Raw genomic sequence first — 15,473 nt, 5'->3', positions numbered from 1 at the left:
CTCGTTCCCGTAGGCCCTCAGACCGTCAGGATTTCCTTTTCCTTGGCGGCAAGCAGCTGATCGACTTCGGCGATCACGCCGTCGGTCGCCTTCTGCACCTCGTTCGACAGGCGCTCCTGATCGTCCTCGGAGATCTCGTGATTCTTCTCGAGCTTCTTGATGATGTCGAGGCCGTCGCGGCGCACGTGGCGGACCGCGACCTTGGCCGCTTCGGCGTATTTGTGCGCGACCTTGACGAGCTCCTTGCGGCGCTCCTCGTTGAGTTCGGGAATCCGCAACCGCAGCACCTGGCCTTCGGTCGCCGGCGACAGGCCGAGGTTGGAGTCGACGATCGCCTTCTCCACGGCCTTGACCATCGTCTTGTCCCAAACCTGCACCGAGAGCAGGCGCGGCTCGGGTACGCTGATGGTTGCAACCTGGTTGAGCGGCATATGCGAGCCGTAAGCCTCGACCTGGACCGGCTCCAGCATGGATGCCGCGGCGCGGCCGGTGCGCAGGCCACCGAGCTCGTGCTTGAGCGATTGTGTGGCGCCCTGCATGCGGCGCTTCACGTCGTTGATGTCAAACCCAGCTGCGGCCATGACGTTTCTCCCTTCACTAGAAACCGGCTATCGACGCCCTCGGGTCCAAAAAGCTTGGACCTTGAGGCGCGGCAATCAGCCGGCGACGACCGTGCCGTGTCCGGACCCGCGCAGGATCGCACCGATCGAACCGGGCTCCGCGATCGAGAACACGATGATAGGCAGCGACGTCTCGCGAGCAAGTGCGAAAGCGGTCGCGTCCATGACCTTGTAGCCGCCCTCGATCGCCTGCGAATGGGTCAGGCGGTCGAAGCGCTTGGCTTTGGGGTCCTTCTTCGGATCGGCGCTGTAGACGCCGTCGACATTGGTGGCCTTCAGCACCGCCTGCGCGCCGATCTCGGCCCCGCGCAGCACGGCGGTGGTATCGGTGGTGAAGAACGGATTGCCGGTTCCACCGCCGAGCAGGACGATGCGTCCCTCGGCGAGATATTTGTGCGTCGCAGTACGGGTGAACAGCTCGGAAATCTCCGGCATCACGAAGGCCGACAAGGTCCGCGCCGGGTTGCCCTTGCGCTCGATCGCCGCCTCCAGCGCGAGGCAGTTCATCATCGTGGCGAGCATGCCCATGGTGTCGCCGGTCGGCCGCGACACGCCGCGCGAGGAGACCTCGACCCCGCGGACGATGTTGCCGCCGCCGATCACGACAGCGACCTCGACACCGAGCTTGCGGGCTGCGATCAGGTCATCGGCGACGCGGTCGACCGTCGGCTGATCGATACCGAAGCCCTGGGAGCCGGCCAGATATTCGCCGGACAGCTTGATCACCACGCGACGATAGATCGGCTCGGCCATGATGCGATCGCTTTCTTATCCCGCGCAGGCAGGCCTCCGGCGCGAAGCGCCGGAGGCCTTGGTGTCAGCGGTTACTTCTTGCCGCTGGCGGCCGCGACTTCGGCGGCGAAGTCGCTCTCCTGCTTCTCGATTCCCTCACCGAGAGCATAGTTCACAAAGCCAGCGATTTTGATCGGGCCGCCGACCTTACCCTCAGCTTCCTTCACCGCCTGGGCAACCGACTTGCCGCTGTCGTGGATGAAGGCCTGATCGAGCAGGCAGACCTCCTTGTAGTAGGTCTTGAGGCCGGAATCGACGATCTTCTCGATGACGTTCTCCGGCTTGCCCTGCTGGCGGTACTTGTCGGCCAGCACGTCCTTCTCGCGCTTGACGGTCTGCGGATCGAGCCCGGCCGGGTCGAGCGCGAGCGGCTTCGCCGCCGCGACGTGCATGGCGAGCTGGCGGCCGAGCACGGCGAGCTCGTCGGCCTTGCCGGTCGACTCCAGCGCCACGATGACGCCGATCTTGCCGGCGCCCTCGATGACCGCGTTATGGACATAGCTCGACACCACGCCCTGGCTCACCTCGAGCGAGGCGGCGCGGCGCAGCGTCATGTTCTCGCCGATGGTGGCGATCGCATCCGAGATCGCGGTCTCGACGGTGGCATCGCCGACCTTGGACGCCTTGATGGTCTCGACGTCGGCACCATGCTTCAGCGCGACCTGGGCGATCATCTTGACCAGGCCCTGGAATTGCTCGTTGCGCGCAACGAAGTCGGTCTCGGAATTGACCTCGACCAGCACGCCCTTGGTGCCGGCGGTCAGCGCGCCGATCAGGCCCTCGGCGGCGACTCGGCCGGCCTTCTTGGCGGCCTTCGAGAGGCCCTTCTTGCGCAGCCAATCCTGCGCAGCGGTCATGTCGCCGTTGTTCTCGGTCAACGCCGCCTTGCAATCCATCATGCCCGCGCCGGTCGACTCGCGGAGATCCTTGACCATCGCTGCTGTGATCGTTGCCATCGTTCAATGTCCTTCTTGCCTGTACAGAAACCGCGGCGCCCGATGACGCCGCCGTCTGCAACAGGGAAATCGTTGTTCGTGGAAGCAAAGCGGCGGCCGGGCAGACCCCGGCCACGCCGCGTAACTCTTATTCCGCTTCGGCGAGCGTCTTGGCCTGGGCGACCCAGGCGTCGGCACGGCTCGGCAGACCGACTTCTTCGCCGATCTTGTGCGCGGTGTCGTGGTCGAGCTCGGCGAGCTGCCAGTAGTGGAAGATGCCGAGGTCGTTGAGCTTCTTCTCGATCGCACCGGACACGCCGGTGAGCTTCTTGAGGTTGTCGGCGGTGCCGCGCGGACCGGCGAGGCCCTGGAAGCCGGACGGCGCAGCCGCCGGGAGGTCTTCCTGCACGGGCGCAGCCGATGCACCGATATCGATTCCGGACTCGCCCTGGGCGCGGGAGATGCCGTCGATGGCGGCGCGCGCCACGAGGTCGCAATACAGCGAGATCGCGCGGCCGGCGTCGTCATTGCCCGGCACCACATAGGTGATGCCCTTCGGGTCCGAATTGGTGTCGACGATCGCGGCGACCGGGATGTTGAGCCGCTGAGCTTCCTGGATCGCGATGTCTTCCTTGTTGGTGTCGATCACGAAGATCATGTCGGGAAGACCGCCCATGTCCTTGATGCCGCCGAGCGAGCGGTCGAGCTTGTCGCGCTCGCGCTGCAGCGTCAGCCGCTCCTTCTTGGTGTAGGAGTTGGCTTCACCCGACGACAACACGTCGTCGAGATGACGCAGGCGCTTGATCGAGGCCGAGATCGTCTTCCAGTTGGTCAGCGTGCCGCCGAGCCAGCGCGAATTGACGAAGTACTGCGCCGAACGCCTCGCCGCGTCGGCAACGCCGTCCTGGGCCGAGCGCTTGGTGCCGACGAACAGGATGCGGCCGCCCTTGGCGACGGTATCGCTGACCGCCTGGAGCGCACGGTGCAGCATCGGCACGGTCTGCGCGAGGTCGATGATGTGGATGTTGTTGCGGGCGCCGAAGATGTAATCCTGCATCTTCGGGTTCCAGCGATGGGCCTGGTGGCCAAAGTGAACGCCAGCTTCAAGCAACTGACGCATAGAAAAATCGGGCAGCGACATAGTGATAATTCTCCGGTTGGTTCCTCCGGAAACGTGTGAGCAGACGAGCCTTATGGCCCGGCTGCCACCGGACGGCCTTTTGAGCCATGTTTCCGTGTGAGATGGCGCGCTATATAGCGCGATTTGCGCCAGAAGCAAGGAAATACGGCCGGTTACACCCGCCGGCTGAGCCCAAATCGTGCCGAAACGGCCCCGTTTGGCGGCCTAATGCCTATCGCAAGTGCGCGCGGCCAAAATATCGAAAAACAACCCCATGCAAAGGAGCAGGCCCGCGACCGACGTGGTCACGCACGATTCAAATTTTGTCTTTTGACCTTGGGGCGGGCAAACATCCGCCCACGCCGTCGTTGCCACCGTGCGCGGCGATGAACATGGCGACGGCCGACCGGCAATAGGATTCGATTTCGTCGTCGTGCTCTGCTTTCGCCTGATCGAAGCGTGCGATCATCAGGAGATCGGATCCTTTGAACAGCGCGGCGAACAAGCGGGCGGACCGGAGAGGATCGGGCACGTTCAGAACCGCCTTCGCGTGCAACTGACGCAACAGGACCTCGATTTCGGCGATGACATGGGCGGGGCCGGCTTCGAAATGGAGCTTGCTCAACGCGTTTTGACTCGTCTTGTCGGCCATGACCATGGCTTCGAGGCTGCGGACGTCTGATCTCAACAGCGTGCGAAGCAGCGATGATCCCACCGCCACGAGCTGATCTTCGACCGAACCGTCGACGCCTTCAAGAAGGGCCTGTGGTGCAAACAACTGATGGCAGCCGGCCGCCATGGCCGCGCTGAACAGCGCCTCCTTGTTCTCGAAGTGCCTGTAGATGCTGAGCTTGGATATCTTCGCCCGCTGGGCGACCTTGTCCAAGGTCGTCGCTTGAAAACCCAACTCCACAAAGAGCTCGCGCGCGGCGTCGACGATCGTTTGGCCAAGCGCCTCGTTGACGGGCCGGCCGCGCCGGCCCTGGCTGTTTTCGGTCACGGCAATTCCAGTACTTGACAGTATTCTAATTGTTAAATTACGATACCATGCAGTATCTGAAGTGTGCAAGCCAATGCGCAGGAGCCCATCACCATGGATGACGTCGTCATCATCGGCGGCAGCTTTGCCGGTCTCGCGGGCGCCCTGCAGCTCGGCCGTGCCCGCCGCGCGGTTACCGTTCTCGATACCGGCCTGCCACGCAACCGCTTCGCCGGACACTCGCATGGCCTGCTCGGCCACGATCACAAGCCGCCGCTAGACATTCTGGCCGAGGCGCGACGGCAGTTGGCGCGTTATCCCACGATCAAGCTTGTCAGTGCCCGGGCCGACAGCGTCTCCGGCGCCATCGACAATTTCTCTGTCCTTACTGGCGATGGCGAAAGCTTTGGGGCGCGTCGTCTGATCCTGAGCTATGGCGTCGCCGACCAGATGCCTGATGTTCCGGGCTACGCCGAAAGCTGGGGCACGTCCATCGTGCCATGCCCCTATTGCGACGGCTTTGAAGTCGCCGGCCAGCATTGGGGCCTCGTCTGGTCCAGCCCGCAGTCGCACAATCAGGTCAGGCTGTTCCACGATTGGACTGACAAGTTGACGCTCTTCGCCGATGGTCACGACATTCCGCCCGATATCCAGGCCGATCTGGCGCGCCGCAACATACCTCTCGTCGATGGCCGGATCGTCGAGGTCGCCCATGACAAGGGCCATATCGCCGCCGTCAATCTCGATACCGGCCGCAACGTCGCGGTCGACATCCTGTTCGCCAATCCGCGCAACAAGCCGTCCGCGAGCCTGCATGAAGCACTGGGCCTTGCCACCGTGGCTACGCCCGCCGGCATCGTCCTCAAGGTCGACGAACGCCGTCAAACCAGCACGCCTGGCATCTACGCCGCCGGCGACCTCACCACGCCCTTCTTGCCCTCGGTCACCCAGGCATCATCGCAGGGCGCGATGGCGGGTATCTTTGCCCAGCAGTCGATGGTGGTTTGAGAGAACCAATGAACAGCTTCGCCGGGAAATGGGCTCTGATCACCGGGGCGTCGAGTGGCCTCGGCCTCGACTTCGCAGATCTCCTGGCTGCGCAGAAAGTCAATCTCGTATTGGCGGCCCGAAGGCGGGAGTCGATGGAAAAGCTTGCCGCCGATCTCCGCCGCAAATACGGGATGGACGTGCTGGTCGAGGCGATCGATCTTGCCGCGCCGGGCGCCGCCAGCCACTTGAAAAGCAGTCTCGATGCGAGGTCGGTGACGATCGACATCTTGCTGAACAATGCCGGATACGGCTTGCACGGCGCTTTGTTGGACACGCCGATCGAGCGCACGACAGACATGATCCAGCTCAACATCACGACGCTCACAGAGCTGACCTACCTGTTCGGCCGTGACATGGCCGCGCGGCGCTCTGGACATATCCTTCTCGTCGCCAGCCTCATGGCCTTCCAAGCCGTTCCCAGCTACGCGGCCTATGCGGCGACCAAGGCATATGTACTCGCCCTTGGCGAGGCCCTGCACGACGAACTCCGCCCGCATGGTGTGGTTGTTACCACTCTCTGCCCGGGGCACACCGCGACGGGCTTCGATGCGGCAGCCGGCGCAGCCACAACGGCCTTGCTGCGCCTCCTCACCATGAAGCCTCGTCCGGTCGCCGCGAGCGGTGTGCGGGCGCTTATGGAAGGTAAGGCCTTGGTGATCGCGGGCCTGACGAACAAGATGGCAGCCTTTTCAAATCGTCTGACGCCGCGATCAATGCAAAGGGCGACGTTGAAAAGAATAGTGGACGGTTAACTCCCGGGGCGCTGGCGTGTGGAGCTCATCGAACAAGCGGGGCTCTGAAGGCTGACGATGCACACGGAGCTTCGACCCGGATCTTGTCGTTCCTCTCAAGGATCAGCGGGGAATCGAGCGCTTCATCCCGTTCGCCCTCGCTGCTCGCTGGAGAGGATGCGCGCTTTGACATCGGACGGTTCAGAGAACAAGGATATGTCATGGCACAGTACAATGCCGATCGGATCGCCGGCTGGAATGACCAAAGCGGAGAGCGTTGGCTCGCCCACCAGGCCCGGCTCGACGCCATAGCGGCGGTGTTCGGTCAGGCCGCGATCGAAGCCGCCGCGCCCGCGATGGGCGAGCGCGTGCTGGACGTCGGCTGCGGCGCAGGCGCGTCGAGTCTGGCTCTGGCTGCCCGCGTCGGCGCGGGGGGCCAAGTACTGGGCGTGGACATATCCGAACCGCTGATCGCCCGAGCGCGCGCGCTCGCGCCACAGGATGCGCCAACCCTGTTCCGCGTCGCCGACGCCAGCAGCGCCGAGCTGCCCGAGGGGGCGTTCGACATCCTGTTCTCGCGTTTCGGGGTGATGTTCTTCGACGATCCGACAGGCGCGTTCGCCCATATGCGCCGCGCGCTCAAGGCGGGCGGGCGGGTCACTTTCGTCTGCTGGCGTGGCGCGGCCGAGAACGATTGGATGCGCCTACCGATGGGCGCGATCAAAGGCATCGTCCCGGCGACCGCGCCGCCCGATCCCGAAACGCCCGGCCCGTTCTCGTTCGGCGACCGGGGGCGGGTGGCGCGCATCCTGACGGGGGCCGGCTTCACCGATATCGCTATCGCGCCCTTCGATGCTTCCGTCCCGTTTGGCGAGGGCGCGACGCGGGACGCGGCGATCGACGACGCGGTGAAGATGACGTTCGAGGTCGGCCCGCTGTCGCGCGCGCTTGTCGATCAGCCCGACGACATCCGCGCCCGCGCCTCGGCCGCGGTTCGTGCCGCCTTCGCGGACTGCCCCGGCGAGCGGTCCGTGATGATCGACGGCGCGACGTGGATCGTCACGGCGCGCAATCCTCCAAGCTGAGGGATTAACAGGTTTCGACGCGACGGCCGGCGAAACTGCCTCGCGGGCCTGGCGAATAAGACGGCCGCTTTCTCGAATCGTCCGACGCCTCTAAGGGCGCAAAGCGAACGTGGTCTGCGTTGCATCACGCGGCCAGGCTTTATGGGTACAAGGGCCGAATTGAAATGTCTTCATTTTGCGTCTGGGTACGCGCAGCGAAACATCGCCCCTTTGGAAGCCGAATGCGATCGCCTTGCCCCTACACCGTCTCGACGTCGACCACGCCGGCGACCGCCTTGATCGCGCCGGCGATCTGCGGCGAGACCTTATAGCGGCCGGGCAGCTTCATCTCCACCTCCGTCCCGAGGTCGAGCATCATCACCAGCAAGACGTCGCCGTCGGCTGCACCGACAGGCGCAGCTGACGACGCGGGCTTGGCTACCTGTGGCTTTGCCGCACCGCCCGGCACGGGCGCGGCGTCCGGCATGTTGAGCCGGCGCGCGATCGAATCCAGCGGCCTGGTGTCGCGGACGAAGATGCGCAGGCCCTTCTGCGTCTTGGCCGCGGCATGATCCAGCGGTTCGGCGTGCAGCACCCTCGCCCGCACGTCCTCGCCCTGCAGCTCGGCGCCGAGCTGCAGCAGCACGGCCGCGCCCGGCTCCAGCACGTCGCGGTACTGCGCCAGCCCTTCCGAGAACAGCACCGCCTCGAAATGGCCGGTCGGGTCCGACAGGCCCATGATGCCCATCTTGTTGCCGGTCTTGGTGCGCCGCTCCATCCGCGACACCACGGTTGCCGCGACCTTGCCCGCGGTGGCGCCGGTTTTCACCGCGCGCGAGAACTCCGCCCAGGATTGCACCCGCAGACGCTTCAGCGCGGTCGCGTAATCGTCGAGCGGATGGCCCGACAGGAAGAAGCCGATCGCATCATATTCGCGCCGCAGCCGATCCGCCGGCAGCCACGGCTCGACCTGCGGCAGGATGATGCTCGGCGCATCAGGCGCGCTGCCGAACATGTCGTTCTGGCCCGAGGTCGCCGCCTCGTGGCTGCGCTGGCAGGCGGCGAGGATCGCGTCCGCTCCGGCGAACACGCGCGCGCGGTTCGGATCGAGCGTGTCGAACGCGCCTGCCGCCGCGAGGCTCTCGATGATCCGCTTGTTGACCGCGCGCGGGCTCACCCGTGCGGCGAAATCGGCCAGCGAGGTGAAGGCGCCGCCCTTGTTGCGCTCGGCGATGATCTGCTCCACGGCCTGGATGCCGACGCCCTTCAGCGCGGCGAGCGCGTAGTAGATCGTGTTGTCGCTGACCTCGAAGGTCGCGCCGGAGCGATTGATGTTGGGCGCCTCGACCTTGATGCCGAGCCGCTGCGCCTCGGAGCGGAATTCGGACAGCTTGTCGGTGTTGTTGAGTTCGAGCGTCATCGACGCCGCGAGGAACTCGACCGGATAATGCGCCTTCATGTAGGCGGTGTGGTACGACACCAGCGCATAGGCCGCCGCGTGGCTCTTGTTGAAGCCGTAGTCGGCGAATTTGGCGAGCAGCTCGAAGATCGTCTCGGCCTGGCCCTTGCCCACGCCGTTCTTCATCGCACCGGCGACGAAGATGTCGCGCTGCTTGTCCATCTCGGCGCGGATCTTCTTGCCCATGGCGCGGCGCAGCAGGTCGGCCTGGCCGAGCGAGTAGCCGGCCATCTGCTGCGCGATCTGCATCACCTGCTCCTGATAGATGATGACGCCGAAGGTCTCCTTCAGGATCGGCTCCAGGATCGGATGCAGATATTCCGGCTCCTCGTCGCCGTGCTTGCGCGCGCAATAGGTCGGGATGTTCGCCATCGGGCCCGGGCGATACAGCGCCACCAGCGCGATGATGTCCTCGAAGCGGTCCGGCCGCATGTCGATCAGCGCGCGCCGCATGCCCTGGCTTTCCACCTGGAACACGCCGACCACATCGCCACGCGCCAGCATCTGATAACTCGGCGCATCGTCGATCGGCAGCGTCGCGAGGTCGACATGAACGTCGCGCTGCTTGAGCAGCTTCACCGCGACGTCGAGCACGGTCAGCGTCTTCAGGCCGAGGAAGTCGAATTTCACGAGGCCGGCCGGCTCGACCCATTTCATGTTGAACTGGGTGACCGGCATGTCCGATTTCGGATCGCGGTACATCGGCACCAGCTCGCTCAGCGGCCGGTCGCCGATCACGATGCCGGCGGCGTGGGTCGAGGCGTGGCGCGTCAGGCCTTCGAGGCGCTGCGCGATGTCGAACGCGCGTGCCACCACCGGATCCTCGTCGCGGAACGCCTGCAGCTTCGGCTCGCCCTCGATCGCCTGCGCCAGCGTCACCGGGGCCGCGGGATTCTGCGGCACCAGCTTGGTCAGCTTGTCGACCTGGCCGTAGGGCATCTGCAGCACGCGGCCGACGTCGCGCAACACGCCGCGCGCCTGCAACGTACCGAAGGTGATGATCTGCGCCACCTGGTCGCGGCCGTAGCGCTCCTGCACATACTGGATCACCTCGCCGCGGCGGTCCTGGCAGAAGTCGATGTCGAAGTCCGGCATCGAGACGCGTTCGGGATTGAGGAAGCGCTCGAACAGCAGCGCGAAGCGCATCGGATCGAGGTCGGTGATGGTCAGCACCCAGGCCACCAGCGAGCCGGCGCCGGAGCCGCGGCCCGGTCCGACCGGGATGCCCTGCGCCTTGGCCCACTTGATGAAGTCCGACACGATCAGGAAATAGCCCGCGTATTTCATGCGGGTGATGACGTCGAGCTCGAAGGCGAGCCGCTTGCTGTAGTCCTCTTCCGTCATGCCCGGCGACAGGCCGTGCACCCGCAGGCGGTTGGCGAGCCCCTCCTCGGCCTGGCGCTTCAGCTCGGCGGCCTCGTCGGCCGCGGCATCGGCGCTCGCCGCACCGCCGACCGTGAAGAACGGCAGGATCGGCTTGCGGGTCTTCGGCCGGAACGAACAGCGTTCGGCGATCTCCACCGTCGAGGCCAGCGCCTCCGGAATATCGGCGAACAGCACCGCCATTTCGGCGCGGGTCTTGAAGCGGTGGTCGGGCGTCAATTGCTCGCGGTTGGTCTCGGCGATCAGATGGCCGCCGGCGATGCACAGCAGCGCATCGTGCGATTCGTAATCGTCACTGCTGGCGAAATACGGCTCGTTGGTCGCAACCAGCGGCAGGCCCTTCGCATAGGCGAGATCGATCAGGCCGCCCTCGGTGCGGCGCTCCTTGTCGGCGCCGTGGCGCTGCAATTCGATGTAGAGGCGATCGCCGAACAGGCCGGCCAGACGCTCGCAGCGGGTGGCCGCAAGCGCCGCCTGCTCTGCCCGCAGCGCCAGCGCGATCGGCCCGTCGGGGCCGCCGGTCAGGGCGATCAGGTCTTCGGCGGCGTCGGTCAGCCAATCGATCTTGATGTGCGGGGTCTGGTTGACCGGTGTCTCCAGGAACGCCCGCGAGTTCAGCCGCATCAGGTTCTGGTAGCCGCGCTCGCGCGCCGCGAGCAGCACGATTCGCGTAGGCCCGCTCGTCGCCAGGATGCTCCGCGTCGTGGGGTCGACGTCGCCGAAATCCACTGCCAGCTCGCAGCCGACGATCGGCTGGATGCCGTAGCCGGCCATCTTGTCGGAGAATTCCAGCGCCCCGAACATGTTGTCGGTGTCGGTGAGCGCCAGCGCCGGCTGGCGATCGGCCTTCGCAAGCTCGCCAAGCTTGGCGATCTTGATCGAGCCCTTCAGCAGCGAATAGGCGGAATGAACGTGAAGATGGACGAATCCGGCATTCGGCATGGCTGCTTACGGGATCTCTTGAGGCAAGGCTCGAGGCAAGGATAGTGCGAGTGCCTCGGCCGGAACGCGAAAGCATCAGGCCCGACTCGCGTCCCCATCGTGGGGCCTCGATCCCGCCAAGTCCACGCCGAACACGGCGTGGCTGCAGGTCCTCCCGCTTTTCCCCAGGGGGTACCGATGCCCGTGTCCCGCGGGCACAATCTTCAGAACTGGGTGATCAGCTGGGCCCAAACCGCGATCATCCCCACGAACAGCGTGATCGATGCCAGCGCCGCAGCTTCCTGCACGAAAATCTTCAACATGGCCGCTCTCCCTGAACTGGAACGTATGCAGAACATTGTTCCTTTTTTGTTCCGGGAGTCAAGCAAGGGTGGTGGGTGAGCTTGAAAACTGACCTCGAAAGAATTCCCTTGGTTAATCATGGCGGGAGCTGGCAGCGAGGGCCCACGCCGCCCCGCAGCTTCGCATTGCCGGGCGCTTTCTCAGGACGCCTCAGCCCAGGGCAATCCCGTCCAGCCAACAAAAAACCCCGGGCTGAAGCCCGGGGTTTTCGCCGTCGCTTGGATCAAGCGAGCGATCAGTCGTTGGCTAAGTACTTGGCTCAGTACTTGGCAATGATCGGACCACCGAACTTGTAGTTCAGGCGGCCGAGGACCATGTCGGTGTCGCCACCGGTGTGGAAGCCGGTAACCGCAACACCAGCCGGGGTGACGAAGGTCGCGCCATGGGTGTCTTCGAAGATGTGGTTGTATTCGACGCCGAGCGACCAGCCCTGGGCGAAGGCGAATTCGAGGCCAACACCAACCGTCGGGCTCCAACGGGTGTCGTAGCCGGTCGAGGACGCCAGCGCGCCGCCGGGAGCCAGGAACTGGTAGTTGCGGTCGGTAACCGCAGCACCGCCCTTGGCGTACAGCAGGACGTTGTTCCAGGCGTAGCCGATCTGGCCGGTGAACAGGCCGAACGCATCGGTCTTCGAGCGAACGACACCGCCCGGGACGACCAGGTTGCCGGTGCTGCCGGAGAAGTCAGCCCAGTTGCCCTGAGCTTCCAGACCGAACACCCAGCCGCCGGTCTGCCAGCGGTAGCCGATCTGGCCACCGACGGTGCCGCCGTTGGCATCGTAGCTGCCGACGCCACCGAGGCCGTCGACCGAACGGTTGTCGTGGCTCTGGCCCCAACCACCGTTGATACCGATGTAGAAGCCGGTCCAATCATAAACAGCGGCAACCATGGGCGGCGGAGCCTTGGTGTAAGGGCGAGCCGCGAGGTCAGCCGCGGAAGCAGCGGTCGCGCTGAGCGCGATCAGGCTGGCGGTGACAAGCAAAATCTTCTTCATTTTTCCCGTTCCAACTTTTCTACAGGCCCCCAAGGCCGCGAGACACCCTCATAGCAGCCCGGAACGGAATTGCTGTAACTTCGCTGCAACAGGCAGGCCCAAACGACTTCGCTCAAATTTGAAGTTAATACTGTATTACAAGCCACTTCCTGGAACCTCTGCCACACGGCTGCCGCATAATTTTCACAATTCAAATCCGCGCGCGCAACTGCGCGCAAGATCGTGTTGACCGGCACCAGCTTGTCCGATTTGGATCATCGCCGAAATCGAATCTTCGCAGCAAAAGGAATGCACATGCGGACGATGATATTTGCTGCTGCGGCCTCGGTGGTCGCCCTCGCTACGCTCAACCCCGCTCCGTCACATGCCGTCGGCGTGCGCTACCCGTTCTGCATTCAGGGCGACCGTTATCCCGGTCTGAGCAACTGCTCTTATCCGTCGTATCAAGCGTGCCTCGCGACAGCCAACGGCATCGGCCAGACCTGCGTCGCCAACCCCTATTATGCCGGCGACAACGACCCGCGCTCGTATCTTCACACGCCCGCGCGGGAGCGCGGTGACAGCTTCTTCGATCTGTTCATCCACTGACAGTCCGGGCTTCGGGCAACGGCTGCGGAATGCGGCTTGATGCACAATTCCCGCAAGAGCTTCTATGACTCTGATGCGCAGCTTGATCCTCGGACTCGCGGCCCTTGGCATCGTCGCGAGTGCGCCGGCCAACGCGCAGAAATACGATTCGACCTCGCCGGTCTGCAAACGCAACTACCGTTGGGGCGGAGAGGACACCGACTGCGGCTACACCTCGATGGCGCAGTGCCAGGCATCGGCGTCCGGGCTGGGAGCGATGTGTATCGACAACCCCTACTATGTGGGTCCGCCGGTCGACCATCGGACGCGGGCATCCGGCAGACGGTCCCGCCCGGCCTATTGAGAATCCAGGCGCCTTCCGTGCCGCTTGAAGTACAGCGAAAAGGGCTTCGAATTCTATGGCTTAGCGCGCGCTCTTAACGCGGGGCGTCACCCGCTTCGTGCAACAATGCCGCTATTCGAGCTCGACGATCTGTCCGTTCGACAGCGACACCCGGCGGTCCATCCGCGCGGCGAGATCCATGTTGTGGGTCGCGATCAGCATCGCGACGCGGGTCGCCTTCACCAGTTGCATCAGCGCGTTGAAGACATGATCGGCCGTGCCCGGATCGAGGTTGCCGGTCGGTTCGTCGGCAAACAGCACCCGCGGCGCGTTGGCCACCGCGCGTGCGATCGCCACGCGCTGCTGCTCGCCGCCCGAGAGCTCGGCCGGACGGTGGGTGATGCGGTCGCCAAGTCCGAGATAGGCCAGGATCTCGGTCGCGCGCTTGACGGTCTCGGAGCGTTTGAGGCCGCGAATCATCTGCGGCAACATGACGTTTTCGAGCGCCGAGAACTCCGGCAACAGCCGGTGCGATTGATAGACGAAGCCGATATCGGAACGGCGAATCTGCGTACGGTCGACATCGGACATCTGCGAGGTCGGCGTACCCGCGACATAGACCTCGCCGTCATCGGGGGTCTCCAGCAGACCCGCGATGTGCAGCAGCGTCGACTTGCCCGATCCCGACGGCGCCACCAGCGCCACCGATTGGCCGGGCCACAGCGCCAGCTTGGCGCCGTTCAGGATCGTCAGCGTCGCCTCACCCTGCCGGTATTCCCGCTTGATGTCATGAAGATAGATGACCGGTGTGTCTTCCGCCCCCTCCGCCATGTGCGCTCCTATTCGTACCGGAGCGCATCGACCGGATCGAGGCGCGCGGCGCGCCACGACGGGTAGAGCGTCGCCAGGAAGGACAGCGTCAGCGCCATGATCACGACGGCGAGTGTCTCACCGAAATCGACCTCAGCCGGCAACTTCGACAGGAAATACAGTTCGGGCGAGAACAGCTCGGTGTTGGTCAGCCATGACAGGAATTGCCGGATCGATTCGATGTTCAGGCAGATCAACATGCCGACCGCAAAGCCGGTCAGCGTTCCCACCACACCGATCGAGGCACCGGTGATCAGGAAGATCCGCATGATCGAGCCCTGCGAGGCGCCCATGGTGCGCAGGATCGCGATGTCCTGCCCCTTGTCCTTCACCAGCATGATCAGCCCGGAGACGATGTTGAGCGCCGCAACCAGCACGATCATGGTCAAAATCAGGAACATCACGTTGCGCTCGACCTGCAGTGCGTTGAAGAAGGTCGAATTGCGCTGCCGCCAGTCGACCAGGAAGACCGGCCGCCCGGCGGCCTCCGTCACCAGCTTGCGGTAGGTGTCGATCTTGTCCGGATTGGTGGTGAACACCTCGATCGAGGACACGTCGTTGTTGCGGTTGAAATAGGCCTGCGCCTCGGCCAGCGGCATGAACACGAAGGTCGAATCGTATTCCGACATGCCGATCTCGAACACCGCGGTGATCTTGTAGGGCTTGATGCGCGGCGTGGTGCCCATCGGCGTCACCGCGCCCTTCGGCGACACCAGCGTGATCATGTCGCCGGCGTGCAGCGAGAGCTGGTCGGCGAGCCGGCGGCCGATCGCGACCCCCTGCCCCTCGTCAAAACCCTCGAGCGTGCCTTGCTTGATGTTCTTGGCAATCGAGGTGAGGTTGTTGAGGTCGTCGGCACGGATGCCCCGGATGAACACGCCGGCGGCGTTGAACGGCGATGAGCCGAGCCCCTGCCCGTCCACGACAGGCGCGGCAAGGCGAATGCCCTGCACCTGGCTGATGCGGTCGGCGACATCCTTCCAGTCGGTCAGCGGCGATTCCAGCGGCTGCACCAGAAGATGTCCGTTGAGGCCGAGGATCTTGTCGAGCAGTTCCTTGCGGAAGCCGTTCATGACCGCCATCACCACGATCAGCGTGGCAACGCCGAGCATGATGCCGAGGAACGAAAATCCGGCGATGACCGAAATGAAGCCTTCCTTGCGGCGCGCGCGCAGATAGCGTCCGGACAGCAGCCATTCGAATGGCGCAAAAGGCGGGGTACGGACTGGCTCGTTCATGGTCTCATCCATCTCTCGATAATCCCATGATTCGGGCCAAATGT

General features: G+C 64.4%; 14 protein-coding genes. 5 read left to right on the top strand and 9 right to left on the bottom strand.

Features of this window, described 5'->3' with window-relative positions:
* Positions 1-17: 17 nt before the first annotated feature.
* The 5 genes from frr to ACVW17_RS26275 all read right to left on the bottom strand — a co-directional run bounded on the left by frr (position 18) and on the right by ACVW17_RS26275 (position 4,467).
* Positions 18-581: a ribosome recycling factor gene (gene frr / locus ACVW17_RS26295; RefSeq protein WP_456754571.1), complete on the bottom strand. Its 564-nt coding sequence runs from the start codon at positions 579-581 to the stop codon at positions 18-20.
* A gap of 75 nt (positions 582-656) precedes the next feature.
* Positions 657-1,373: a UMP kinase gene (pyrH, locus tag ACVW17_RS26290; RefSeq protein ID WP_456754570.1), complete on the bottom strand. Its 717-nt coding sequence runs from the start codon at positions 1,371-1,373 to the stop codon at positions 657-659.
* A 71-nt stretch (positions 1,374-1,444) separates the two neighbouring features.
* Positions 1,445-2,368: a translation elongation factor Ts gene (tsf, locus tag ACVW17_RS26285; protein ID WP_456754569.1), complete on the bottom strand. Its 924-nt coding sequence runs from the start codon at positions 2,366-2,368 to the stop codon at positions 1,445-1,447.
* A 127-nt stretch (positions 2,369-2,495) separates the two neighbouring features.
* Positions 2,496-3,488: a 30S ribosomal protein S2 gene (locus tag ACVW17_RS26280; RefSeq protein ID WP_456754568.1), complete on the bottom strand. Its 993-nt coding sequence runs from the start codon at positions 3,486-3,488 to the stop codon at positions 2,496-2,498.
* Between the two features lie 295 nt (positions 3,489-3,783).
* Positions 3,784-4,467, bottom strand: coding sequence for a TetR/AcrR family transcriptional regulator (locus ACVW17_RS26275; RefSeq protein WP_456754567.1), 684 nt, complete (start codon positions 4,465-4,467; stop codon positions 3,784-3,786).
* A gap of 93 nt (positions 4,468-4,560) precedes the next feature.
* Here ACVW17_RS26275 and ACVW17_RS26270 point away from each other — a divergent pair, with 93 nt between their 5' ends.
* The 3 genes from ACVW17_RS26270 (at position 4,561) to ACVW17_RS26260 (ending at position 7,312) form a co-directional block, all read left to right on the top strand.
* On the top strand, positions 4,561-5,454 hold the full coding sequence (locus ACVW17_RS26270; protein WP_456754566.1) for an NAD(P)/FAD-dependent oxidoreductase: 894 nt from the start codon (positions 4,561-4,563) through the stop codon (positions 5,452-5,454).
* Between the two features lie 8 nt (positions 5,455-5,462).
* Complete coding sequence (locus ACVW17_RS26265; protein WP_456754565.1) at positions 5,463-6,248, top strand: SDR family NAD(P)-dependent oxidoreductase; 786 nt, start codon at positions 5,463-5,465, stop codon at positions 6,246-6,248.
* 200 nt (positions 6,249-6,448) lie between these two features.
* Entirely contained in the window at positions 6,449-7,312 is an 864-nt protein-coding gene (locus ACVW17_RS26260; protein ID WP_456754564.1) for a class I SAM-dependent methyltransferase, read from the top strand.
* 238 nt (positions 7,313-7,550) lie between these two features.
* On the opposite strand, the gene dnaE is transcribed toward ACVW17_RS26260, so the two are convergent.
* Complete coding sequence (gene dnaE, locus ACVW17_RS26255) at positions 7,551-11,075, bottom strand: DNA polymerase III subunit alpha (RefSeq protein ID WP_456798019.1); 3,525 nt, start codon at positions 11,073-11,075, stop codon at positions 7,551-7,553.
* Positions 11,076-11,676: 601 nt separating this feature from the next.
* Positions 11,677-12,411: an outer membrane protein gene (locus tag ACVW17_RS26250; protein ID WP_456754562.1), complete on the bottom strand. Its 735-nt coding sequence runs from the start codon at positions 12,409-12,411 to the stop codon at positions 11,677-11,679.
* Positions 12,412-12,636: 225 nt separating this feature from the next.
* Here ACVW17_RS26250 and ACVW17_RS26245 point away from each other — a divergent pair, with 225 nt between their 5' ends.
* On the top strand, positions 12,637-12,999 hold the full coding sequence (locus ACVW17_RS26245) for a DUF3551 domain-containing protein (RefSeq protein WP_456798018.1): 363 nt from the start codon (positions 12,637-12,639) through the stop codon (positions 12,997-12,999).
* A 64-nt stretch (positions 13,000-13,063) separates the two neighbouring features.
* On the top strand, positions 13,064-13,342 hold the full coding sequence (locus ACVW17_RS26240) for a DUF3551 domain-containing protein (RefSeq protein WP_456754560.1): 279 nt from the start codon (positions 13,064-13,066) through the stop codon (positions 13,340-13,342).
* A 111-nt stretch (positions 13,343-13,453) separates the two neighbouring features.
* On the opposite strand, the gene ACVW17_RS26235 is transcribed toward ACVW17_RS26240, so the two are convergent.
* Together ACVW17_RS26235 and ACVW17_RS26230 are read right to left on the bottom strand one after the other, a co-directional pair.
* On the bottom strand, positions 13,454-14,152 hold the full coding sequence (locus ACVW17_RS26235; RefSeq protein WP_456754559.1) for an ABC transporter ATP-binding protein: 699 nt from the start codon (positions 14,150-14,152) through the stop codon (positions 13,454-13,456).
* 8 nt (positions 14,153-14,160) lie between these two features.
* Positions 14,161-15,441 (bottom strand): lipoprotein-releasing ABC transporter permease subunit, encoded by a 1,281-nt coding sequence (locus ACVW17_RS26230; protein WP_456754558.1) that lies wholly within the window; start codon positions 15,439-15,441, stop codon positions 14,161-14,163.
* Between the last annotated feature and the right edge of the window lie 32 nt (positions 15,442-15,473).

The sequence above is a fragment of the Bradyrhizobium sp. USDA 4473 genome, assembly GCF_054063335.1.
Note: the sequence above shows the minus strand (reverse complement) of the source record. Positions and strands in the feature narration are given on the sequence as shown.